The following is a 23,607-nucleotide window of genomic DNA, read 5'->3' on the forward strand; positions in this document are numbered from 1 at the left end:
CGCCGCCGACCATCAGCGCGTAGCCGTTCTTCAGGCCCCACACACCGCCGGAGACACCCGCGTCGACGAAACCGATGCCCTTGGCACCCAGCTCCTCGGCGTGCTTCTCGTCGTCCGTCCAGCGCGAGTTGCCGCCGTCCACGACGACGTCACCGGGCTCCAGGAGCTCGCCCAGCTCGTCGACGGTCGACTGGGTGGCGGCACCGGCCGGGACCATCACCCACACGACGCGGGGGGCCTTGAGCCTGTCCACAAGCTCTCCCAGGCTGTGGACATCGGCGAGGTCCGGGTTGCGGTCGTATCCGATGACGGTGTGGCCTGCGCGGCGGATGCGCTCGCGCATGTTGCCGCCCATCTTGCCGAGGCCGACGAGACCGAGCTCCATCAGTTGTTCCTTAGGGTGCGACGTGGCATGAAGGCACTTGCGTACCTGTGTCCGAGCCTAAACCCGGACGGTCATGCACACCTGTGGGCATACGCGCTCAAAAGTACTGGGCGGTATGCCCCGACCTGCGGTGTTCTCGTCGGTACGGCTCAGCCGCTCAGGCGGACCGGCATGATCAGGTACTTGTAGGCCTCGTCCGCCTCGGCGTCCAGGGCCGGCCTGCCGCTGAGCAGCGCGGGCTTGGTGGAGGTCGTGAAGGACAGCTGGGCCACCGGGGAGTCGATGGCGCTCAGGCCGTCCAGCAGGAACGTCGGGTTGAAGGCGATCGACACGTCGTCGCCCTCCAGCTGCGCGTCGACCCGCTCCACAGCCTGTGCGTCGTCGCTGGAACCGGCCTCCAGGATCAGCACACCCTGCTCGAAGCTCAGCCGCACCGGAGTGTTGCGCTCGGCGACCAGGGCCACGCGCTTGACGGCCTCCACGAAGGGGGCGGTCTCGATCACGGCGATGGAGTTGAACTCCGTCGGGAACAGCGAGCGGTACTTCGGGAGGTCGCCCTCCAGGAGACGGGTCGTCGTACGACGTCCGGCGCCCTCGAAGCCGATGAGGCCTTCTCCCGCGCCCGAGCCCGACAGCGCCAGGATCACGCTGTCGCCGCTCGTGAGGGCCTTGGCGGTGTCCAGGAGCGTCTTGGCGGGCACCAGGGCGACCGCGGACGCCTCCGGGTCCTCCGGCTTCCACAGGAACTCGCGGACCGCGAAGCGGTAGCGGTCGGTGGACGCCAGCGTCACGGTGTCGCCCTCGATCTCGATGCGCACACCGGTGAGGACGGGCAGCGTGTCGTCGCGCCCGGCGGCGATGGCCACCTGGGCAGCGGCCGAGGCGAACACCTCACCGGGGACGGTGCCGGTCGCACCCGGCATCTGCGGCAGCGCCGGGTACTCCTCCACAGGGAGTGTGTGCAGCGTGAAGCGTGAGGAGCCGCAGACCACCGTCGCCCGTACACCGTCTGTGGAAATCTCCACCGGCCGGTTGGGAAGGGCGCGGCAGATGTCGGCGAGCAGCCGGCCGGAGACGAGGACGGTGCCCTCCTCCTCGACCTCCGCGTCGACCGACACGCGTGCGGAGACCTCGTAGTCGAAGCTGGACAGGCTCAGCTGTCCCTCCTCGGACTTCAGCAGGAGGCCGGCGAGGACCGGCGCCGGCGGACGGGCCGGGAGGCTGCGTGCCGCCCAGGCAACTGCCTCCGCGAGTACGTCGCGTTCCACCCGGATCTTCACTGTTGCCGCCTCCTGCTGTTGCCGGCGCTTCTCGGCCTGCCTGGCTTTGTCGTCTGTCTCGGTGTCGTCGGTCCCTGTGAGGGGAAGGACAACCGGGGAACAGTCTGACGCACAGCACTGACAGTAGGTGCCCCTCGGGGTCAAGTCGTGACGAGGGGCGGTCGGGCGACGAAGCGCGAGTTGTGCACAGGCCCCGCTTCGAAACGGTTTCCCAGCTCTCTCTAGTTGCTAGTAGTAGTAGGGGCTGTGGATACCGTGGATAACCCCGTTTTCCCAGCTCAGAGCAGGAATTTTGTCCACCGGTCCTGTGGGTGACGGCGGTGGACAACCTCGGGTTTCTGTGGAGAACGGAAAGTTCTGCACACCCCATGCACAGCCGAGGGCCACTTCTCCCCAGCGCCGTCCCCAGCTTTACCCACCTTTCCCACAGCCCAACCCGGCACCTTCGTGTGACGCCTTTCACTCGACACGGTGAGATGGCGCGTCGCGTTGCCGAACAGTGGACGGCGGTGTGGAGAAGCTGGGGATCGCTGGGGACAACTGACCCCAGCCTGTGGGTTGTCGGTGGACAACTCCGTCCCCAGCCTGTGGATCACGGATTTGTCCACAGCCTGTGGAGATCTTTTGTCCACGAATCCACAAGCACCTGACCTGGACTGATGGTCTCTCACCCGCGAGGCCTGTGGACACGTTCTGGACAACTTCGCAGTCCCCAGGATGTGGACGGAAGAAAGTCACCAAATCTGTGGAGGGTGGCCGTAACCCGGCGGGTATTCGAACAGCGGGCGGTCTACGCACAGCTGTGGATGGACGGCGAACGCGTCCCGAGCGGCTGCGGGATCGGCCCCGGAAGGGCGTTGGACCGCTTCAAAGCGGCTCCCGGCTTGCTCCAAACCACCTCCGGACCACCTCCAAACCAGCTCCAAACCAGCTCCGGACCGCCTTCGGAGTGCCTCCAGAACGGCTGCGGATCGTCTTGGAGGACTCCCCGGGGCGCCTTCCGGCAAGCCGAAGGGCGCCCCGGGAGAGATCCCTGGGCGCCCTTCGGTGTCGTAGACCTGCTGCCGTCGGCGTTGTAACTCCGCGGCTGTCAGCCGTTCTTGATGCGGTTGGTCAGTTCGGTGACCTGGTTGTAGATGGAACGGCGCTCGGCCATCAGGGCGCGGATCTTGCGGTCGGCGTGCATGACGGTGGTGTGGTCGCGACCGCCGAACTGCGCGCCGATCTTCGGCAGGGAGAGGTCGGTCAGTTCGCGGCACACGTACATGGCGATCTGCCGGGCCGTGACCAGCTGGCGCCCGCGCGAACTGCCGCACAGGTCCTCGACCGTGATGCCGAAGTAGTCGGCGGTCGCTCCCATGATCGCCGACGCGGTGATCTCAGGGGTCGAGTCCTCACCGCCCGGGATGAGGTCCTTGAGGACGATCTCGGTGAGACCGAGGTCCACCGGCTGCCGGTTGAGAGACGCGAACGCCGTCACCCGGATCAGCGCCCCCTCCAGCTCGCGGATGTTGCGCGAGATGCGGGAGGCGATGAACTCCAGCACCTCCGGTGGGGCATTGAGCTGCTCCTGCACCGCCTTCTTACGAAGGATGGCGATACGGGTCTCCAGCTCGGGCGGCTGGACGTCGGTCGTCAGGCCCCACTCGAAACGGTTCCGCAGCCGGTCCTCCAGCGTCACCAGCTGCCTGGGCGGCCGGTCGGAGGACAGCACGATCTGCTTGTTGGCGTTGTGGAGCGTGTTGAAGGTGTGGAAGAACTCCTCCTGCGTCGACTCCTTGTCCGCGAGGAACTGGATGTCGTCGACAAGAAGGATGTCCATCTCGCGGTACCGCTTGCGGAAGCTGTCGCCCTTGCCGTCGCGGATCGAGTTGATGAACTCGTTGGTGAACTCCTCCGAGCTCACGTACCGCACGCGCGTGCCCGGGTAGAGGCTCCGCGCGTAGTGCCCGATCGCGTGCAGCAGGTGCGTCTTGCCGAGCCCCGACTCCCCATAGATGAAAAGGGGGTTGTACGCCTTCGCGGGCGCCTCGGCGACGGCGACCGCGGCGGCGTGCGCGAAGCGGTTCGAGGCGCCGATCACGAACGTGTCGAAGAGGTACTTCGGGTTCAGTCGCGCGGTCGGTTCACCCGGGCCGGCCGCCGGCGCGGGCTTCGAGCCCAGCGGTCCTGTCGACCCCGGACCGCCGCGGTGCACATGACCGGAGTTCGACGACGAGCGCGAGTCGGACAGATCGCGGCGCGCGTCGCGCTGGTTGTACTCCGCCCGCGACTGCTCGTACTCCGCGCGCTGCTGCTCGTACGACGGACGGTCCATCGACTGCGGGCGGTACTCCGCCCCCGGCGGACCGTACTGGTCCTGCTGCGGCTTGTAGGAGTCCTGGGGCGGTGCGCCGTACTGGTCCTTCGACGGAGCCCCGTACTGGTCCTGTGCCGGCGAGCCGTACTGGTCCTGTGGCGGCGGTGCGTACTGGTCCGGCGACGGTGACGCGTACGGATCCCGCTCGGGGAAGCCGAGCCGCTGCTGCTGCCAGCCGTAGTCGTCCTGCGACGGCCGCGGCCAGGCGCCGGGCTCGGGCCGCTGGTACTCCGACGGGTAGGCGGGGCGGGCGGTGGGCAGTTGGTCGCCGGGGCCGCCCGGGAGCGGTTCGGCGCGATGACGGCCGTAGCCGCCCTCGTACGGGTCCCGGTTCTGCTCGGGTTCCTCGTAGCGGCGCTGGGGCGGGGCGGGGGGCGCGGGCGGGCCCGGGGGCTCGCCCGCGGAGTCGTCGACGGTGATCGCGATACGGATCGGCCGACCGCATTCGCGGCTCAGGGTCTCGCTGACGATCGGCGCGAGGCGGCCTTCGAGCACGCCCTTCGCAAATTCGTTCGGTACGGCGAGCAAGGCGGTGTCTGCGACGAGTGCCAGGGGCTGGCAGCGCCGGATCCAGTGCTCGTCCTTGGTCTCGACACCCTGCCCACGCCCCTCACCGAGAAGTTGCTCCAGCACTCGTGGCCACACTGCGGCAAGATCGGCAGGTACGTCAGCCACAGGGCACGCTCTCTAACGGGTCCCACGAACGTGTGGTTCGCGGACGGGACGGGATGTGAATCGGGTGGGACGCAGGGGAAAAAGGTGTCGGGGCAGGGGACAAAGGAACGAATCAGAGTCCAGCCACGGTAGTCAGGGCGACGGGTGCGGTTCAAGTTGTTGTCCCCAGCCTGTGGATAGTGTCTCGCTGTGACTGCTGGTTTGACCGGATGGCGTAGCCCCGCGTACCGTGACCAGGTCGAGTTGTCGATGGCTGCTGCCGCCTGCCTCCGATGGGCACAGATCGCATGTGGGTGATCGGTCAGCGGTGCACTCGGGCGTTACTGCGAGCTACTCGTGGGCGCACGGTGACAGCCAGGACGGCACCCGCAACCACCGATTTATTTCTGGAGCCCCCTCGTGAGCAAGCGCACCTTCCAGCCGAACAACCGTCGCCGGGCCAAGACCCACGGCTTCCGCCTGCGGATGCGTACCCGTGCCGGTCGCGCGATTCTCGCGAACCGTCGTGGCAAGGGTCGCGCCAGCCTGTCCGCCTGATCCCGATCAGGTCATGACGTCGTGCTGCCTACCGAGCATCGGCTGAGGCGGCGCGAAGACTTCGCGACCGCGGTACGACGGGGTCGCCGGGCCGGCCGCCCGCTTCTCGTCGTCCACTTTCGTAGCGGTGCCACGGACCCGCACGCGCCAGGGGAGAGCGCTCCCCCGACGCGTGCGGGTTTCGTCGTCAGCAAGGCAGTGGGCGGCGCCGTGGTGCGCAACAAAGTGAAGCGCAGACTTCGCCATCTGATGCGTGAGCGAGTCGCTCTGTTTCCCCCCGGTAGCCTGGTAGTCGTACGAGCGCTGCCCGGAGCGGGCGACGCCGACCATGCACAGCTGGCCCAAGACCTGGATGCCGCCGTTCAGCGGCTGCTGGGAGGGGGCGCGCGATGAAGTACCCACTACTGGCACTGATCAAGCTGTACCAGTGGACGATCAGTCCTTTGCTCGGGCCGGTGTGCAAGTACTACCCGTCGTGCTCCCACTACGGCTATACGGCCATCGACCGGCACGGCGCGATCAAGGGCACCGCGCTCACGGCCTGGCGCATCCTGCGGTGCAATCCGTGGTCGCTCGGCGGTGTGGACCATGTCCCGCCGCGCAAGCGTCCGCGGTGGCACGAGATGCTGCGGGGCGTACGGCGCGCAGACAAGGGCGGGACCTCCGCCGCCGAAACGGCCACTGAAGGGCTGAGTCCTTCGAGCCCGGCCGCAGAGACACCGTCCCATGCCCAAGGAGCATGATTAGTGGACACGATTGCCAGTCTTTTCAGCTTCATCACGACACCCGTTTCCTGGGTCATCGTCCAGTTCCACTCGGTGTACGGGAAGGTCTTCGGTCCCGACACGGGCTGGGCCTGGGGCCTGTCCATCGTGTCCCTGGTGATCCTGATCCGCATCTGTCTGATCCCGCTCTTCGTGAAGCAGATCAAGGCGACCCGGGCCATGCAGACCCTGCAGCCCGAGATGAAGAAGATCCAGGAACGCTACAAGAACGACAAGCAGCGTCAGTCCGAAGAGATGATGAAGCTGTACAAGGAGTCGGGTACCAACCCCCTCTCCTCGTGCCTTCCCATCCTGGCGCAGTCCCCGTTCTTCTTCGCCCTGTACCACGTGCTCAACGGCATCGCGTCGAACAAGACCATCGGCGTGATCAACGAGTCCTTGCTGGGCAGTGCCCAGAAGGCGCACATCTTCGGTGCCCCGCTGGCCGCGAAGTTCACGGACGGCAGCAGCAAGGTCGCGGCCCTCGGTGCCACGCTGACCGACGTCCGGGTCGTCACCGCGATCATGATCGTGATGATGTCGGCGTCGCAGTTCTACACGCAGCGCCAGCTGATGACGAAGAACGTCGACACCACGGTGAAGACCCCGTTCATGCAGCAGCAGAAGATGCTGATGTACGTCTTCCCGGTCATGTTCGCCATCTTCGGCATCAACTTCCCCGTCGGTGTCCTCGTCTACTGGCTGACCACCAACGTGTGGACCATGGGCCAGCAGATGTACGTCATCCGCAACAACCCGACCCCGGGTTCCAAGGCCCAGGCCGCCTACCTGGAGCGCCTGACCAAGCACGTCACGCACCACGAGAAGACCCGCAGCCGGGGTGAGAGGGCCATCGTCAAGGCGATCGTCTCCAAGGGCCGCGACCGCAACGAGTTCGAGCGCAAGTTCGTCAACAGCCTCACCAAGGTGGGCCTCGTGGCCCAGCCGGACGGGACTGTGGTGAAGGGCGAGAGCCCGGTGGAGTCCGAGGACGGTACGCCCACCACGGCCGCTCCCCGGCGCCAGCAGCCCAAGCGGCAGACCAAGTCCCAGCGCCAGTCCACCGCCGCGAAGTCGGCCGACGACAGTGCCGACAACACGGCCGACGACGCCGAGCCGAAGACCTCGCTGAGCAAGTCGGACGAACCCGAGGACGCCAAGCCCGCCACCGCTGCCAAGAAGGCTGCCCCGAAGCCCGCAGGCGGCACCCGCAGCAAGGCCCAGTCCGGACAGCGCAAGGGTCCGCAGCGGCCCAAGTCCCCGTCCAAGAAGTAAGAAGGAGTCCATCCCGTGACGGAAGGCACCACCACCTCCGCCGCCGCTGAGGGTGCAGACACCCTGTCCCGCCTGGAGCAGGAGGGCGAGATCGCGGCGGACTATCTTGAGGGTCTGCTGGACATCGCCGATCTCGACGGCGACATCGACATGGATGTCGAGGCCGACCGCGCCGCTGTCTCGATCATCAGCGACAGCAGCGGCCGCGATCTCCAGAAGCTCGTCGGCCGTGACGGTGAGGTGCTGGAAGCACTCCAGGAGCTCACCCGCCTGGCCGTGCACCGGGAGACCGGGGACCGTAGCCGGCTGATGCTGGACATCGCCGGCTACCGCGCCAAGAAGCGCACCGAGCTCTCCGAGCTGGGCGCCAAGACCGCGGCCGACGTGAAGAACACCGGCGAGCCGGTGAAGCTGAACCCGATGACCCCGTTCGAGCGCAAGGTCGTGCACGACGCCGTCAAGGCCGCGGGACTGCGCAGCGAGTCCGAGGGCGAGGAGCCGCAGCGCTTCGTCGTCGTGCTTCCCGCCTGATCGGTCCCCAAGTTCCACCGGCCCCGTCTGTTGAGCAGACGGGGCCGAATTTTGTCAGCCTGATAGTCCTGTAGTTCTGGTGGTCCTGATGGTCAGCGCCCCATGCGCTTTTGCGGTACGGAAGGACGGTCCCCCGTGACGGAGGCAGCGGAGCTTCCCCCTGCGCCCGAGGAGGCGCGCGAGGTGTTCGGCGATCGCTTCGAGGATGCGGTCCGATACGCCGAGCTGCTCGCCGACGCGGGCGTGCAGCGTGGTCTCATCGGCCCACGCGAGGTGCCCCGCCTGTGGGAACGGCACATCCTGAACTGTGCGGTGCTCTCGGAGGTCGTGCCGGAGAGCGTGACCGTCTGCGACGTCGGTTCGGGCGCCGGCCTGCCAGGCATTCCCCTGGCGCTGGTCCGGGAGGACCTCAAGATCACGCTGTTGGAGCCCTTGCTCCGGCGGACCAACTTCCTCGCCGAGGTCGTCGAACTGTTGGGCCTGGACCATGTGACCGTTGTGCGCGGTCGGGCCGAGGAGGTCATGGGCAAGTTGCAGCCTGTCCATGTCGTGACGGCACGGGCCGTGGCACCGCTGGACCGGCTGGCCACCTGGGGCATCCCGTTGTTGCGCCCCTATGGAGAGATGCTCGCCCTCAAAGGCGACACCGCCGAGGAAGAGCTCAAGGCGGCGGCAACGGCCCTGAGCAAGCTCGGTGCCGTGGAGACGTCCATCCTCCATGTGGGCGAGGGCATCGTGGATCCGCTGTCCACCGTCGTGCGTGTCGAGGTGGGGGAGAGTCCCGGTGGCGTCCGCTTCGCCGCCAAACGCGCGAAGGCAGCGCGCACCGGACGGACCCGCCGTCGTCGCTGATCCGTCCTGACGACGAGACTTACTCCACACAAGCTGCCAAACCTACGCATGCCGGAGTGTCGCGGACAGTTCGGCCTCGGCTGCTGTGCATCGTGTTTCACGTGAAACGTCGCTCACTGCTCCACGGCATCATCAGCCGCAGCCGCGCGGCCGAACCCCGCGATCGGAAGCCTCTCGGATCACTCGGAGAGGGCACGGAGTTGTCCACAGAGGTGGAATTCTCCACAGAACAACAGGCCTCACTGGTTCACGACCCTGAAGACATGGGAGGCTCTGTTCATTGCGAGCCTGAAGTCGAGGAGAGTGAATCCTTGCGGTCCGACGCCAACATCGCGGGACCGATGACCGATCCGGTCCCCGGTCCCCGTACCGAGTCGATGGGGGAGGATGTTTCACGTGAAACACCGCCCCCTATGGACGACACTCCCATCGGTCGTGCTGCCCAACTGGCTGTGGAAGCCCTAGGTCGTGCGGGCGAGGGCCTGCCGCGACCCGAGCAGACCCGAATCATGGTTGTCGCCAATCAGAAGGGCGGGGTGGGCAAGACGACGACGACCGTCAATCTTGCCGCTTCGCTGGCACTGCACGGGGCCCGTGTTCTGGTGGTCGACCTCGACCCACAGGGCAATGCCTCCACGGCGCTGGGGATCGACCATCACGCGGAAGTTCCTTCCATCTATGACGTGTTGGTCGACAGCAGGCCTCTCTCCGAGGTCGTTCAGCCGGTTCCCGATGTCGAGGGTCTCTTCTGTGCCCCTGCCACGATCGATCTCGCCGGTGCGGAGATCGAGCTGGTGTCCCTGGTGGCGAGAGAGAGCAGACTGCAGCGGGCGATTCAGGCCTACGAGCAGCCGTTGGACTACATCCTCATCGACTGTCCGCCCTCGCTCGGCCTGCTGACGGTCAATGCGCTGGTCGCCGGTGCGGAGGTTCTCATCCCGATCCAGTGCGAGTACTACGCGCTGGAGGGCCTCGGACAGCTGCTCCGCAATGTCGACCTGGTCCGGGGCCACCTCAACCCCAACCTGCATGTGTCGACCATCCTGCTCACCATGTATGACGGCCGGACGCGTCTCGCGTCCCAGGTCGCGGACGAGGTGCGCAGCCACTTCGGCGACGAAGTACTACGGACGAGCATTCCCCGCTCGGTCCGTATCTCCGAGGCACCGAGTTATGGGCAGACGGTACTGACCTACGATCCCGGATCGAGCGGTGCCCTCTCCTACTTTGAAGCAGCAAGGGAAATCGCACTGAAGGGTGTGGGCGTCAGCTACGACGCACCACATGCGCACATCGGCGCGCAGAGCGACCAGAGCATGGTGGAGGGCATCCAGTGAGCGAGCGACGGAGGGGTTTGGGCCGTGGGCTCGGCGCACTGATCCCCGCAGCCCCGACCGGGGAGAAGACGGTGGCTCCGGCCGCCATGGGAGGCGGCTCTGCATCCGTGTCCCCCACGGCCGTTCCGGTCATCACCGGCGACCGAGGAGTGGCCGCGGCGAAGGTCACCACCTTGCCGCCGGTTTCCTACGACACGGAGGAGCCGTCGTACGGCGCCGTGGAGACGTTCGCGCCTCCCATCGGTGCCCACTTCGCCGAGCTGCCTCTCGACTCCATCACGCCGAACTCGCGCCAGCCGCGTGAGGTCTTCGACGAGGACGCGCTGCAGGAGCTCGTCACCTCCATCAAGGAGGTCGGTCTCCTCCAGCCAGTCGTCGTACGTCAGATCGCTCCGACGCGCTATGAGCTCATCATGGGCGAGCGGCGCTGGCGTGCCTGCCGTGAGGCAGGGCTTGAAGCGATCCCGGCGATCGTGCGGGCAACGGACGACGACAAGCTTCTCCTGGACGCCCTCCTGGAGAACCTGCACCGCGCCCAGCTGAACCCGCTCGAAGAGGCAGCTGCCTACGATCAGTTGCTCAAGGACTTCAACTGCACCCACGACCAGCTGGCGGACCGTATCGGGCGTTCCCGCCCGCAGGTCTCCAACACCCTGCGTCTGCTGAAGCTCTCGCCGTCGGTTCAGCGCCGTGTCGCGGCCGGAGTGCTTTCCGCCGGCCATGCCCGGGCACTGCTCTCCGTCGACGACTCTGAGGAGCAGGACCGGCTGGCTCACCGGATCGTGGCGGAGGGGCTCTCCGTGCGGGCCGTCGAGGAGATCGTGACCCTGATGGGTTCACGGCCCCAGACCGCTCAGCGCTCCAAGGGACCGCGAGCCGGCGCCCTGGTCTCCCCGGCGCTGTCCGACCTCGCCACGCGTCTCTCGGATCGCTTCGAGACCCGGGTGAAGGTCGACCTGGGGCAGAAGAAGGGCAAGATCACTGTCGAGTTCGCCTCGATGGAGGACCTTGAGCGGATCCTCGGCTCGCTGGCTCCGGGTGAGGGGCCGGTCCTGCAGAGGAGCCTGCTGGACGACGAATCGGAGGACGAAGCCTGAGCCGTGCGTCCACGGCATGGGTTTTGTTCGTCCCACCTGCGGAGCGGGCCGTGTCCGGTGTGTACCGGAACACGGCTCGCTCTTTGCTTTCTGTCGGTATCGATGGAATCGCATCATGGATACGATGCGATCGGGTATGGCGCATCTACCTGGCAGCACCTCTTAGGGGAGGCGGGGGCCATGCGAACGGTGAGCCGCACCGGACTGGTGAGCGCGGGTCTGGGCCTGGGGGCGGTCGGCGGGTTCGTCGGCAGTCTGCTCAGGGAACGCAGCGCTCTGACAGCCGCCCGCGACGCTGCGGGCGAAGGAAGCGAGGATCAGCCTTCATGGGGCGTCGGCTCGTACCGCTCACGTTGGACAACCTCCCGGACATTCCCCAGCGTTGCCGGTCGTGCGTCTTCTGGGAGCTGGACCCCGTCAGCGGCCAGGCCGCGGTAAGAGCGGGCACGACAGCCCTGGAGAAGGAAGCCTGGATCTCCGCCGTCCTACTGGACTGGGGCTCCTGCGGGCGGGTCGTCTACGTCGATGACGTGCCGGTGGGCTTCGTCCTCTACGCGCCCCCCGCCTACGTTCCTCGCTCCACGGCGTTTCCCACGAGCCCTGTCTCACCGGACGCTGTACAGCTGATGACGGCGTTCATCATGCCCGACTATCAGGGACAGGGGCTGGGCCGAGTCATGGTGCAGACGGTTGCCAAAGATCTGCTGCGCCGGGGCTTCAAGGCGATCGAGGCCTTCGGTGACACCCGCTGGAAAGAGCCTGCCTGCATACTGCCTGCCGACCATCTGCTCGCCGTGGGCTTCAAGACGGTTCGCCCGCATCCCGCCCATCCGCGAATGCGGCTGGAGCTGCGTACAACGCTCTCCTGGAAGGAAGACGTGGAGCTGGCGCTCGACCGGCTCTTGGGGGCCGTACAGAAGGAACCAGCGCTGCGGCCGCTCTAGGGAGCAGTCAGCGACAGCTCGAAAGCAAATGGGCCGACTCCGGGGAGTCGGCCCATTCATGTTTCACGTGAAACATCACTCGGCGATGAAGTCCTCAAGGTCGCGGACGATCGCGGCCTTCGGCTTCGCACCGACGATGGTCTTGGCGACCTCGCCACCCTGGTAGACGTTCAGGGTCGGGATGGACATCACGCCGTACTTGGCGGCCGTACCCGGGTTCTCGTCAATGTTGAGCTTGACGATCTCGATCTTGTCGCCGTACTCGGCGGCGATGGCTTCGAGGGACGGAGCGATCTGACGGCACGGACCGCACCAGGCGGCCCAGAAGTCCACGAGGACGGGCTTGTCGCTCTTGAGGACGTCCTGCTCGAAGGAATCGTCGGTCACATTCTTCAGAGTGCCGGCCACGGCGGGCTCCTTAACTTGATCGTGCGGTGGGGCGGATGGGGGTCAGACGGTGGTCTTCGCGGGCTCTGCCTTCTCCTCATCCGCGAGGGCGGAGAGGAAACGCTCGGCGTCGAGAGCCGCGGAGCAGCCGGTGCCGGCGGCGGTGATCGCCTGGCGGTAGGTGTGGTCGACGACGTCACCGGCGCCGAAGACACCGGTCAGGTTGGTCCGGGTCGAGGGTGCCTCGACCTTCAGGTAGCCCTCCCCGTCCAGGTCCAGCTGGCCCTTGAAGAGCTCCGTGCGGGGGTCGTGGCCGATCGCGATGAACAGTCCCGTCACCGCGAGGTCGGAGAGTTCCCCGCTCTTCAGGTTGCGCAACTTGAGGCCGGCCAGCTTCGGGTCGCCCTCGATCTCGGCGACCTCGCTGTCCCAGACGAACTTGATCTTCGGGTCGGCGAAGGCACGCTCCTGCATCGCCTTGGAGGCACGCAGGCTGTCCCGGCGGTGGACGATCGTCACGGACTTGGCGAAGCGGGAGAGGAAGGTCGCTTCCTCCATCGCTGTGTCACCGCCGCCGATGACGGCGATGTCCTGGTCCTTGAAGAAGAAGCCGTCACAGGTGGCACACCAGGAGACACCCCGGCCGGAGAGGGCGTCCTCGTTCGGCAGGCCCAGCTTGCGGTGCTGCGAGCCAGTGGTGACGATGACGGCCTTCGCCTTGTGTACGGTGCCCGAGGTGTCCGTGACGGTCTTGATCTCACCGGTCAGGTCGACGGAGACCACGTCGTCCGGGATCAGCTCGGCGCCGAAGCGCTCGGCCTGGGCGCGCATGTTGTCCATGAGCTCGGGGCCCATGATGCCGTCCTGGAAGCCCGGAAAGTTCTCGACCTCGGTGGTGTTCATCAGCGCGCCACCGGCGGTGACGGCGCCCTCGAACACCAGCGGCTTCAGCGACGCGCGCGCGGTGTAGAGCGCCGCCGTGTAGCCGGCGGGCCCGGAGCCGATGATGATCACGTTTCGGACGTCGCTCACGGCTTGGTTCCTCGTCTCTGGACTGCGTCAGTACGACCGGTGGGAGCCCCTGTCAGAGCCTCCACCCCACCCAACGGATCCTACGGGGCCCGCATTCCCGGTGTGTCCGGGCACACGGAGACGGCACACCGGAGGGAAGTACCGCGCCGGTCGGCGATGAGACGTCCGAAGTCAGGAACGCGGGTACGACCGCTTCAGAAGAAGCTTGCCAGGGGTGGATGTCTGCCCACTGACACAGGCCGCGTCGACGACATAGGCCATGACCCGGGTGCTGTCGGAGGCATCGGGCAGCACCACGAGATACGCGGCGTTCCCGTTGTAGGTGCCCTTCTTGGCACCGAGTACATCTTCGTTGCCGCGGTTGATGCCCTGCCTGATGCAGTTCGGGATAGTGCTGGAGGGCTGGATCAGGGTTTGGGGGGTCTTGACAGAGGACTTCGGACCGTCCGGCACAGTTGCGGCGTTCCAGGGCTCCCCGGTGCCGGGGCCCCGACTCGTGGCGGTCTTCTTGGAGAGAAGATCCGCGACCTCGCTCTCCAACTTCCCCTTCGAGAACGTGTCTGCGGTGCTGGTCGGATTCCCATGAGCCGCGTCGGACGTCTTGTGGTCGCCCAGCGACTGGAGGAACAGGGAACCCGCTCCGAGAACGGCCGCGGTGAACACGGCTCCCAGGACAATCCTCCCGCGGCGACCGCTGCGACTCCGGTCCTTGCGTCCAGGACCGGTCGCCGCATGCGCACGCCCTGACGGCCGGTCTGCCGGAGGCGATGTTTCACGTGAAACATGCGTCCCGGTGTCCTCGCCGGACACCGATCGGGACGCGCTCACCAATGTCGGTGCGCTCAGGGTCTCCGGGGCGGTGGCGCCAAGCAGAGCCTCCGCGGCGAGCGCCGCGTCGATACGGGTCGCGATCTCTGCGGGCATCCTCGGCGGGCCGGGCAGTGTGCCCAGCAGTCCCCGGATCTCCTCCAACGAGTCATGGACATCGGCACAGAGCTCGCACTCGTCCAGATGGTGTCGTACCTCGGTCGTCCGGGACGGCGGGAGGAGGCCCTCGGTGAGGTCGGAGATCTCCGCGACGTCCGGGTGCCCGGCCGTGTCCGTCGTGGATGTCACGCTCGCCCACCTCCGCCCTTCACAACAGCTGAATCGCTCGGCCCTGCATCCCTGGGACCCGATTCGCGTGGTCCCGCTGCCGGTGGGACGGATGTCCCCTGCGCCCGGTTCCGTCGTGCGCCCGGTTCCTCGTCGTCAGCGGCTCTTTCCGGCCGCAGATGGGTGAGGAGCGGAAGCAGTCTGGCTCTACCGCGGGCGCAGCGGCTCTTCACCGTGCCCGTCGGCACATCGAGGATGCGAGCGGCCTCCGCGACGGGGTAGCCCTGCATGTCCACAAGGACGAGCGCGGCGCGCTGGTCGGGCGGGAGGGTGCCCAGGGCTTCCAGCAGTTGGCGGTGCAGGTCGTTGCGTTCTGCCGGGGCGGCGGCCGACTCGTGCGGCTCCAGGAGCTGTTCGAGTCGTTCGGTGTCGTCGACCGGGGACGTCTTCCTGGAGGCGGCCTTGCGGGCGCGGTCCAGGCAGGCGTTCACGGTGATCCGGTGCAGCCACGTCGTGACGGCCGACTGGCCGCGGAAGGTGTGGGCGGCCCGGTAGGCGGAGACCAGGGCGTCCTGGACCGCGTCAGCGGCCTCCTCGCGGTCGCCCAGCGTGCGGAGGGCCACGGCCCAGAGACGGTCCCGGTGACGCCGTACGAGCTCACCGAAGGCGTCCGGGTCGCCTTCGACATGACGGGCGAGCAGATCCTGATCGCTCGTGCCGTCGTATCCGGCGCCTTCCGCCATCAGACCCCCTCCCCCTCCGGTGAGACGTCAGCCCGTGAACTTCACGTCGGTGATGGCCTGCTTGTAGCCGGCACCGCTGTACCCGTCGCTGGGCGCCATCGGCACATCGGTGATCCACAACAGTACGTACTGCGTCTTCAACGATTTCGTCGCTTTCACCGTGAGAGAGGTTCCGCTGGTGGTGGCGGTTCCGATCTCGGTCATGCTGTCGACTCCCGTTGAGGGGGTCAGCGAGTCGGTGGCGTAGAGATGGATCGTCGTGTGGTTGCCGGTGTACCGGAGCCCTATCGAAGCGGCCGAGATCTTCTTGGCCGAACCGAGGTCGTAGACAATACCCACGCCGGGTTTGTACGGCGCCAGTTTCGGGCCGGAGTTGTAGCGCTTGGTCCGCCAGTAGGTGGTGCTGTCACCGTCGTAGGTCTTGGCGACGTCGTCCGGTGCCTGGGCGTCCCCGCTCGCGACGTACTCCTTCGCGCCCTCGATCGTTATGGCGGCGGCCGGCTTGGTCTTGCCGCCGCTCTTGTCGTTCCCGTCCGACGTCTGCGTCTGCTTCGTGTCCTCGGACTTGTTGCCCTGATCCATCAGAGCGTCCGCGAGCTGCCAACTGCCCAGGCCCAGCGCGGCGATCAGCAGCGCGGACACGGCCCACTTGAGGGCCTTGCCGGTGCGGCTCTGCAGCGGGGGCGGCGGGGTCGGCACCGCCTGGGTGGCACCGGGACGCGGCGCGGGGCGGCCGTACGTGCCCTGCTGGTAGGTCGTGCGCTGGTATTCGGGAGGCGCGGTGAACGCGGGCTCCGGCGGGCGGATGCGGGGCATCTCACCGATCGCCTTCACCAGCTCCTCCGGAGTGGTGCACGCCGATTCGTGCCGGGAGGCCGTGGCACCGTCGTTGGCGAGCGCGCGCATGGCGAGCTCCGAGAGACCTCGGTGGACACCCGCGCGCACCTGGTCGGGGGCGATGAGACCGACGCCCTTGGGCAGTCCGGACAGGCCGTAGGCGTCGCTCTCGTACGGCCAGCGCTGGGTGAGCGCCGCGTACAGCAGGGCGCCGATCGCTTCCGTGTCCGTGCGCTGCGGGGTGTCCGAACTGATGCCGCGCAGTGCGGCGTTGACGGCCAGGCCCCGGATGCGCCACTGGCCGGACGAGGTGCGCAGCACCGCGTTCGGGTTCAGGCGCAGATGGGCGAGGCCTTCGCGGTGGGCGGCGGCCATGGCCGAGGCGATCTGGCTGACCATCTGGTAGGCGTCGTGCGCCTCCAGTGGGGCGGGCGCCAGAAGCGCCGTCAGTTCCGTGGCGTCGGGCAGCCATTCGTGCACGACGTAGACGAGGTCGTTCTCCTCCACGGCGTCCAGGACCTGGACGAAACGGGGATCACCCAGCAACGCCGAGGAACGGGCCGCGGCCAGCACCGAGCGGGCCCGCGCATGGTCCGCGGGCAGGATGTGCACGCCGACGGCACGGCGGAGTTTCTCGTCCACCGCGCGCCAACTGCTGAAGCCGTCCAGACGGGTGACGCACTCTTCGAGGCGATAGCGTCTGGCGAGCTTGTGCCCGCTGTGCAGTTCGGGAGGTGAGGCCTTCTCGGTTTCCTCGATCCCGCCACTCCCCTGTGCCTCGTCGCTGTCCGTGTCCCGCTCCGGGTTCTGGGCCACCCCGTCGGCCGTGGACTGGTCCGCCTTGGCGGTCAGCGGCTCGTCGCCGCTGTTGTCTGCCACGTCGACGGCAGCCGTGCTCCGTTCCGCCACCGCCGCTCCTGCCTCCCCATCCGTTGCACGCTGTCCGACGCCGAAACCAATTGTGCCCACAGTCTGCCGCTATGCACGACACACAGGGGCGGACGATGGTTGTGCATGTGCCCCGCCTCAGCGCCCCAAGCGCCCGCGCACCATGCCGACGAGGGAGTTGAGCTCCTCGATACGCATGCGACGTGCGGCGACGTAGAAGACTCCGAGCAGTACGGCACCGCCCACCAGAAGCGCGGCGAACGAGCCGACGACACCCTGGCCGAGCGTATGTCCGATCCCGTAGCAGGCCGCACCACTGAGCAGTGCGGCCGGCACCGAGGCGATACAGAGCCGAGCGTACGTCCGCAGCACCCGAGCGCCGTCCAGGTCGCCGTTGAGCCGCTTGCGCAGCCGGTTCCAGGCGACACCGACACCGGTCGCGTACGCGAGGCCGTACGAGGCCGACATGCCCACCACGGCCCAGCGGGCCGGGAGCACGAAGTAACAGACCGCCGAGGCGCCCGCGTTGACCGCGGCGACGATGACGGTGTTGTAGAAGGGCGTCCGGGTGTCCTCGTAGGCGTAGAAGGCACGCAGGACGACGTACTGCACCGAATACGGGATCAGGCCGAGGGCGAAGGCCATCAGCATGAAGCCCATGTTCGTGGCTGAACTGGTGCCCGAGGAGCCGAAGATGAGGGTGCAGATCGGGATGCCGAGTGCCAGGAAGCCGAAGGCGACGGGCACGATCGCGACGGCCGTGGTCCGCAGGCCCTGGGAGATGTCGTCGCGGACGGCGCCTCCGTCGCCCTCGGCGGCCGAGCGCGAGATGCGCGGCAGCAGGGCGGCCATCAGGGACACGGTGATGATCGCCTGCGGCAGACCCCAGATCAGCTGGGCGTTGGCGTAGGCGGCGAATCCGGTGCCGTCGACCTTCGTGTCGTTGCCCGCGGCCGTGGAGAGCTGGGTGACGACCAGCGCGCCCGCCTGGTTGGCCAGGACGAACAGGACCGTCCACTTGGCGAGCATCGCGGCCTTGCCCAGGCCGTGGCCCTTCCAGTCGAAGCGCAGCCGCAGCCGGAAGCCGGTCTCCCGGAGATACGGGATCATCGCGAGGGCCTGGACGACGAGGCCGAGGAGAACCCCGATACCGAGGAGTCGTTGCCCCTCCGGTGGGATCGTCGTGACCTGCATGCCGGAGTTCGCCGCGGTGCCGTAGACCCAGATGAACATGCCGAGCGTCACGATGATGACGACGTTGTTCAGGACCGGGGTCCACATCATCGCGCCGAACTTGCCGCGTGCGTTGAGGATCTGGCCCATCACCACATGGATGCCCATGAAGAAGATCGAGGGCAGGAAGTAGCGGGTGAAGGTGACGGCGACCTCGTTGGCGGCCGGGTCGTTGGCGACCTTCACCGACAGCAGGCGGACCAGGAGGGGGGCCGCGAAGACCGCGAGCGCGGTCAGCGCGCCCAGCGCCACCATGACCAGGGTCAGCAGCCGGTTGGCGAACGCCTCGCCGCCGTCCTCGTCCTCCTTCATGGCGCGCACGAGCTGCGGCACGAAGACGGAGTTGAGTCCGCCGCCGACGGTCAGGATGTAGATCATCGTCGGCAGCTGGTAGGCGACCTGGAAGGTGTCACCGAGCAGGCCGACGCCGAGGGCCGAGACGATCAGTGCGGAGCGTACGAAGCCGGTCAGGCGGGAGACCATCGTGCCCGCCGCCATCACGGCACTCGACTTCAGGAGCCCGCCGGCCTTCCCGCCCTTCTTGGGAGCGGCCGACGGCGCGGGTGCCGTCGGGGTGAGCTGCATCGTGGCGTCGGACATCGGCGCCGGGGACGGCGCGACGGGTGCCCGGCCCGAGGGCGGTGCCGGGGACGGGCCGGGGACCGCCGGGGGATCCATCGACGGGCGTCCGCCGCCCTGGCCCTGGTCCCGGAAGAGATGGGCGAAGGCGTCCGGCTCCTGATAGTCCTCGCCGGCCCCTGTCACCAGGTCGTCGACGCCCACGAACTGGGTCGTGCGCGCATCGTCGCCGTAGGGCAGGTACTGGGTCGGACCCTCGGGCTCGGGCGCCGGGGTCTGCGCCCACACACGGGGGTCGGGGGCGTACGGGGACTGGGGCGGCTGGGCATAGAGCGGGGGCTGCGGCTGGTAGGTGCCCGGAGGCGGCGGGGGGTGGGCGGCGCGGTCGTAGAGCGCCTCGGCGACCGGGTCCTGGGCGGAGAGGTCCTGCGCCCGGTAGGGATCCTGGTCGTAGGCGTCCTGGAGGTACATGTCCGCGGGGGGCTGCGGCGGCACCTGGCCGTGTTCGGGCGGCGGACCCTCGGGGTAGCCCGAGCCGCCCGCGCCCTGACCGCGGTCACCGTCGTACGGCGCGTTCATGGTTACCCCACCTCATCGTCCCCGGGCCCACCGGCCACGACATCGCTCAACGGTCCACTCTCTCACCCGTGCCGGACGGGTCGGCGCTTTCCGGTGCGGTGTCCGGTGTCGGGTCACTCGGCTGCTCCGGGTCGTCTGCCCGGGACGGAGTGCCGGACTCCTCCTTGAGACGGTCCTGGGGGTCCTCGGGGCTCCCCGGCCCGTCGCGATCCTCGGCCGCCCCGTCATCGGGCCCCTCGGGGCCCTCCTCCTTGGCCTGGCGGGCGACGGCGCGCTTGCGGTGGGTGTACATCCGGAAGCCGGCCAGGACGAGCAGCAGGACACCGCCGCCGATGACCAGCATGACGGTGGCCGTGACCTCGGTGACCTTCACGTCGAACCGGACGGCCTGCCCGTACTGCTGGCCGTCCTCCGTGTACAGCTGGGCGACCACGCCCACCTTGCCGTTGGCGTTGGCCGTCGTGGTGAACTTGATCGACTGGCTGTGCCCGCCGTTGACCGTGACCCGCTGCTCCGCGTAGGCCTCGCCGCCGATCTTGAGGCGCGTGGGGTTCGTCGAGGTGAGGCGCAGGATCAGATGGCCGACGCCCTGCACCAGGTTGTTCTGCACGGTCACAGGGATTGTGGCGCTGCGGCCCGAGAGCTTGGTCTCGGACTTGTCGATCAGTTTGACCTGATCGGTGAGGTCGTCGAGATAGCCCAGCACGCTCTGGCGGAAGTTCTCCGCCTCGCCGGCCATTCCGCGCCACGACGTGGACATCTCGCGGTTCATGGCCCGCCCGAAGGGGGTCACCACGCGGGACTCGTTACTGAGGATCACCTGGAAGTTGTCCAGCTTGTCCTGAGTGGTCGCGATCTCCTCGAAGGCCGACCTCGGCAGCTCCTGCTTGCGCAGTGAGGAGGGGTACCTGGAGGACGACGGGATCTTCGTGGTGGCACCCGGGTCCGGCTTGGCCTTGGCCGCCGCGGCGAGATCCTGCGACTCGGTCCAGGTGCTGCCCTGAAGGGTGGTCAGTGCCTCGGCCATCGCCTGGGCCTGGCTCGCGGTCGGCATGCGCTGCGGGGCGACGACGACGCTGCGCTGCTTGTCCGTCTGCAGGTCGAGCGCCAGGCTCTGGGCCAGGAACTGCTGCTCGGCGAGCGTGGCCGCCCCAGCCTTCGTCAGATCGCCCTCGAACGCCGTCGACAGGCGCGCGTCGGCGACCACCGCCGTCGTTCCGCCACCGATGGGTCGGGCCGCGGAGGGCGTGTACGGCAGGCCGCCGGTCTCCTGGAGGCTGTCGCTGCGGGCGATCACCTTGTCGGCTCCGGCCGAGGTGGCGACCTTGATGATCGACGGGTCCACGGCGCCGCTCACCGGCCACGCGAAGTCGGTGGTCGGTGTCACGTGGAGCACCGTTTCCACGGTGGTCGCGGCGACGTCCGTGGCGTCCTTGAGGTGGCTCAGCGAGCCGGTGACGCTGGTGCCGTTGTGGGCGAGGGACGCCAGGTCCGGATCGGCGAAGGGGAGGGCCACGACCTCCTTGCCCGCCACCGCCGACTGCAGTGCGGCCAGCCACGCCTTGGCGACCGCCTGGTGGGTGCCGGTCGTGGTGGTGTCGCCGTCGCCCTGGATCTTGTAGCTGCGGGTCATTGCGTCGACGGAGGCCAGCAGGTCCGGGTCGATCACCCAGGTGACGTCGAGGTCCTTGCCGAGCGAGAGCATCTGGTCGAGCCGGCCGCCCGGGGCGATCTCCTTGGCGAGGTCGTCGTTGAGGAAGACCGGCGTCTGCTGTTCATTGGAACCTGTCTGTGCCGTCATATGGACGGTGGAGACGAGCGGCCACAGATACGTCGTCTTCGTCTTCGTGTCCGCGTCGTCGGGCTGCCACGGCAGGAATGTCCGCTGGATGCCCAGGACCTGGTCCCACGGCTGGGCGGAGGTCTGACCGGAGAGCGAGACACCGAGCGGGTAGACGCCGTCGTCGCCGAGGTCCAGCTTGTCGACCGGGACGGAGAGGGTGAAGGGTTCGGCGACGCCCGGAGTGAGCTTGGAGAACTTCTGTGTGTACTTGTCGTCGATCTCCGAGCCGTCGACACCCTGGACGAAGTCGGTGCGCTGGGCGACGCTGTCGATCGCCGAGCGGGTGCTCAGCGCCTGTCCCAGGCGCAGGCCTACGTGGGCGTCGGTGACCGCCTGCTTGCCGTTGTTCGTCACCGTCCCGGAGACGGTCAGCGTGTCCCCGTCCGTGGGGATGCCGGGGGTGAGTGTGTCCACGGAGACGGACACCGTCTGCGAACCGGAGGCGGCTCGCGCGGAGGTCTGCTCGGTCGCACCGGCGGGCGCGGCGACGGACATCTGGAGGAGGCCGGCCAGCAGAGGCGCCCCGGCGAGCAGTGCGCCGGTGCGCCGCAGCCACCGGCGGGCAGGTGAGGGACACGTCCCCTGGAAGTCTGCCGCCTCGGCCACGCGCTCGCCCGTCCCTCGTCATCGTCAGTGGTCGTCGCAATGTGCGTCCACGCATGGTAACGATGCGCGCTGAGGGGAAGTGCCGCGGACTGCTCCACAAGATCGCAGATCGATATCGGTGCGTCCTGTATGTGTACGTATAAAGGGAAGCGATAAGGAACGTCGTAAGGGCTGTTCTTGAATGGTTATCAGTGGACATGTCCGTGGACGTTTAATGGAGGCGCTCACGGTCGCCCGGGCCACGTACCCTTTTCTGTTGTGCCGAACGCCAACGAAGACAACCCCAGTGCCCTGAGCCAGGTGCAGCAGCGCGCGGTGCGCGAACTGCTGCGGGTGGCTCCCGTCGCCGACGACCTCGCCCGCCGTTTCCAGGAGGCCGGGTTCTCTCTTGCCCTGGTCGGTGGCTCGGTTCGTGACGCGCTGCTAGGCCGGCTCGGCAATGACCTGGACTTCACGACGGACGCGCGGCCCGAGGATGTACTGAAGATTGTCCGTCCGTGGGCGGACGCCGTCTGGGAGGTCGGGATCGCCTTCGGCACGGTGGGGGTGCAGAAGGACGCCCGCGTCGGAGACATCGACCGGCGGTTCCAGATCGAGGTGACCACCTATCGGTCGGAGGCGTACGACCGGACCTCGCGCAAACCCGAGGTGTCGTACGGCGACTCCATCGAGGAGGACCTCGTCCGGCGCGACTTCACGGTGAACGCGATGGCTGTCGCGCTCCCGGAGAAGGAGTTCATCGACCCGCACGGCGGTCTCGGCGACCTCGCGGCCCAGGTGCTGCGTACCCCGGGTACTCCCGAGGCGTCCTTCTCGGACGACCCCCTGCGGATGATGCGGGCGGCCCGCTTCGCCGCGCAACTCGACTTCGAGGTCGCCCCCGAGGTCGTCACGGCGATGAAGGAGATGTCCGGGCGGATCGAGATCGTCTCGGCCGAGCGGGTGCGGGACGAACTGAACAAGCTGATCCTCTCCGCCCACCCCCGCAAGGGCCTGACGCTGCTCGTCGACACCGGTCTCGCCGACCATGTCCTGCCCGAGCTGCCTGCCCTGCGCCTGGAGAGCGACGAGCACCACCGGCACAAGGACGTCTACGAACACACGCTGATCGTGCTGGAGCAGGCGATCGAACTGGAGGAGAACGGTCCCGACCTGACCCTCCGGCTGGCTGCGCTGCTGCACGACATCGGCAAGCCGCGCCCCCGCCGCTTCGAGAACGACGGCCGGGTCTCGTTTCACCACCATGAGGTGGTCGGCGCGAAGATGACCAAGAAACGCATGCTGGCGCTCAAGTACTCCAACGAGCTGGTGAAGGACGTCTCGCATCTTGTCGAACTCCACCTGCGTTTCCACGGCTACGGCACAGGCGAGTGGACCGACTCGGCTGTCCGGCGCTATGTCCGTGACGCCGGCCCGCTTCTCGGCCGACTCCACAAGCTGACCCGGTCGGACTGCACCACACGGAACAAGCGCAGGGCTGCCGCACTGTCCCGTGCGTATGACGGGCTGGAAGAACGCATCGCGCAGCTTCAGGAGCAGGAGGAGCTGGACTCGATCCGTCCTGACCTCGATGGCAACCAGATCATGGAGATCCTGGGCGTTACACCGGGGCCGGTCATCGGCCGCGCCTACAAGTTCCTGCTGGAACTGCGGCTGGAGAACGGGCCGATGGAGCATGAGGCGGCGGTGGCCGCACTCAAGGATTGGTGGGCCTCGGAGAGCTGAGGCCATCGAGCGGGGTCATGTTTC

The 23,607-nt window shown here is 67.7% G+C and carries 20 protein-coding genes; 10 read left to right on the forward strand and 10 right to left on the reverse strand.

Annotated features, from left to right (window positions below; genetic code table 11):
• The 3 genes from OC490_RS27935 to dnaA form a co-directional block, all read right to left on the reverse strand.
• The coding region (locus OC490_RS27935; protein ID WP_262060786.1) for an NAD(P)-binding domain-containing protein at positions 1-385 on the reverse strand (385 nt) is incomplete at its 3' end.
• A gap of 149 nt (positions 386-534) precedes the next feature.
• A complete protein-coding gene (gene dnaN / locus OC490_RS27940) occupies positions 535-1,665 on the reverse strand; it encodes a DNA polymerase III subunit beta (protein WP_262060787.1) in 1,131 nt (376 codons plus the stop codon).
• A gap of 1,090 nt (positions 1,666-2,755) precedes the next feature.
• Complete coding sequence (dnaA, locus tag OC490_RS27945; RefSeq protein ID WP_262060788.1) at positions 2,756-4,699, reverse strand: chromosomal replication initiator protein DnaA; 1,944 nt, start codon at positions 4,697-4,699, stop codon at positions 2,756-2,758.
• 399 nt (positions 4,700-5,098) lie between these two features.
• Here dnaA and rpmH point away from each other — a divergent pair, with 399 nt between their 5' ends.
• The 9 genes from rpmH (at position 5,099) to OC490_RS27990 (ending at position 12,036) form a co-directional block, all read left to right on the forward strand.
• Positions 5,099-5,236 carry a 50S ribosomal protein L34 gene (gene rpmH / locus OC490_RS27950; RefSeq protein WP_006381191.1) on the forward strand — a complete coding sequence of 46 codons (138 nt, stop codon included), beginning with the start codon at positions 5,099-5,101 and terminating at the stop codon, positions 5,234-5,236.
• Positions 5,237-5,257: 21 nt separating this feature from the next.
• The gene (gene rnpA / locus OC490_RS27955) at positions 5,258-5,629 is read left to right on the forward strand and encodes a ribonuclease P protein component (protein ID WP_078532680.1); all 372 of its coding nucleotides are present in this window, start codon (positions 5,258-5,260) and stop codon (positions 5,627-5,629) included.
• Positions 5,626-5,979 carry a membrane protein insertion efficiency factor YidD gene (gene yidD, locus OC490_RS27960; protein WP_262060789.1) on the forward strand — a complete coding sequence of 118 codons (354 nt, stop codon included), beginning with the start codon at positions 5,626-5,628 and terminating at the stop codon, positions 5,977-5,979. Before rnpA ends, yidD begins: the two co-directional genes overlap by 4 nt.
• A 3-nt stretch (positions 5,980-5,982) precedes the next feature.
• Positions 5,983-7,275, forward strand: a complete 1,293-nt coding sequence (yidC, locus tag OC490_RS27965; protein WP_262060790.1) for a membrane protein insertase YidC — start codon at positions 5,983-5,985, stop codon at positions 7,273-7,275.
• Positions 7,276-7,290: 15 nt separating this feature from the next.
• Positions 7,291-7,806 (forward strand): protein jag, encoded by a 516-nt coding sequence (locus tag OC490_RS27970; RefSeq protein ID WP_200716169.1) that lies wholly within the window; start codon positions 7,291-7,293, stop codon positions 7,804-7,806.
• 135 nt (positions 7,807-7,941) lie between these two features.
• Entirely contained in the window at positions 7,942-8,658 is a 717-nt protein-coding gene (gene rsmG / locus OC490_RS27975; RefSeq protein ID WP_200716170.1) for a 16S rRNA (guanine(527)-N(7))-methyltransferase RsmG, read from the forward strand.
• Between the two features lie 263 nt (positions 8,659-8,921).
• Positions 8,922-9,995, forward strand: coding sequence for a ParA family protein (locus OC490_RS27980; protein WP_078532690.1), 1,074 nt, complete (start codon positions 8,922-8,924; stop codon positions 9,993-9,995).
• Entirely contained in the window at positions 9,992-11,092 is a 1,101-nt protein-coding gene (locus OC490_RS27985; protein ID WP_262060791.1) for a ParB/RepB/Spo0J family partition protein, read from the forward strand. Before OC490_RS27980 ends, OC490_RS27985 begins: the two co-directional genes overlap by 4 nt.
• 326 nt (positions 11,093-11,418) lie before the next feature.
• Entirely contained in the window at positions 11,419-12,036 is a 618-nt protein-coding gene (locus tag OC490_RS27990) for a GNAT family N-acetyltransferase (protein ID WP_262060792.1), read from the forward strand.
• A gap of 75 nt (positions 12,037-12,111) precedes the next feature.
• Here OC490_RS27990 and trxA read toward each other — a convergent pair whose 3' ends face one another.
• The 7 genes from trxA to OC490_RS28025 all read right to left on the reverse strand — a co-directional run bounded on the left by trxA (position 12,112) and on the right by OC490_RS28025 (position 21,858).
• The gene (trxA, locus tag OC490_RS27995; protein WP_007383275.1) at positions 12,112-12,444 is read right to left on the reverse strand and encodes a thioredoxin; all 333 of its coding nucleotides are present in this window, start codon (positions 12,442-12,444) and stop codon (positions 12,112-12,114) included.
• 42 nt (positions 12,445-12,486) lie between these two features.
• Positions 12,487-13,455 carry a thioredoxin-disulfide reductase gene (trxB, locus tag OC490_RS28000; protein WP_262060793.1) on the reverse strand — a complete coding sequence of 323 codons (969 nt, stop codon included), beginning with the start codon at positions 13,453-13,455 and terminating at the stop codon, positions 12,487-12,489.
• 171 nt (positions 13,456-13,626) lie between these two features.
• Positions 13,627-14,571, reverse strand: a complete 945-nt coding sequence (locus OC490_RS28005; protein WP_262060794.1) for a hypothetical protein — start codon at positions 14,569-14,571, stop codon at positions 13,627-13,629.
• Positions 14,568-15,293 (reverse strand): RNA polymerase sigma factor SigM, encoded by a 726-nt coding sequence (sigM, locus tag OC490_RS28010; protein WP_262060795.1) that lies wholly within the window; start codon positions 15,291-15,293, stop codon positions 14,568-14,570. The genes OC490_RS28005 and sigM overlap by 4 nt, the downstream gene beginning before the upstream one ends.
• Before the next feature lie 27 nt (positions 15,294-15,320).
• The gene (locus OC490_RS28015) at positions 15,321-17,039 is read right to left on the reverse strand and encodes a protein kinase family protein (RefSeq protein ID WP_262060796.1); all 1,719 of its coding nucleotides are present in this window, start codon (positions 17,037-17,039) and stop codon (positions 15,321-15,323) included.
• A 117-nt stretch (positions 17,040-17,156) separates the two neighbouring features.
• Positions 17,157-19,409: a murein biosynthesis integral membrane protein MurJ gene (gene murJ, locus OC490_RS28020; protein WP_262060797.1), complete on the reverse strand. Its 2,253-nt coding sequence runs from the start codon at positions 19,407-19,409 to the stop codon at positions 17,157-17,159.
• 46 nt (positions 19,410-19,455) lie between these two features.
• Positions 19,456-21,858: a DUF6049 family protein gene (locus tag OC490_RS28025; RefSeq protein ID WP_262060798.1), complete on the reverse strand. Its 2,403-nt coding sequence runs from the start codon at positions 21,856-21,858 to the stop codon at positions 19,456-19,458.
• A gap of 258 nt (positions 21,859-22,116) precedes the next feature.
• On the opposite strand from OC490_RS28025, the gene OC490_RS28030 reads away from it, so the two are divergent.
• Positions 22,117-23,583, forward strand: coding sequence for a CCA tRNA nucleotidyltransferase (locus OC490_RS28030; RefSeq protein WP_262060799.1), 1,467 nt, complete (start codon positions 22,117-22,119; stop codon positions 23,581-23,583).
• Positions 23,584-23,607 lie beyond the last annotated feature (24 nt).

The organism is Streptomyces sp. STR69 (assembly GCF_024519455.1).
GTDB lineage: Bacteria > Actinomycetota > Actinomycetes > Streptomycetales > Streptomycetaceae > Streptomyces.

What these genes read in the sequence shown, in the direction of transcription:
- yidD (WP_262060789.1), top strand. Translation starts at nt 5,626, where the DNA reads ATGAAGTACCCACTACTGGCACTGATCAAGCTGTACCAGTGGACGATC.
- OC490_RS27980 (WP_078532690.1), top strand. Translation starts at nt 8,922, where the DNA reads ATGGGAGGCTCTGTTCATTGCGAGCCTGAAGTCGAGGAGAGTGAATCC.
- OC490_RS27990 (WP_262060792.1), top strand. Translation starts at nt 11,419, where the DNA reads ATGGGGCGTCGGCTCGTACCGCTCACGTTGGACAACCTCCCGGACATT.
- sigM (WP_262060795.1), bottom strand. Translation starts at nt 15,293, where the DNA reads ATGGCGGAAGGCGCCGGATACGACGGCACGAGCGATCAGGATCTGCTC.
- murJ (WP_262060797.1), bottom strand. Translation starts at nt 19,409, where the DNA reads ATGAACGCGCCGTACGACGGTGACCGCGGTCAGGGCGCGGGCGGCTCG.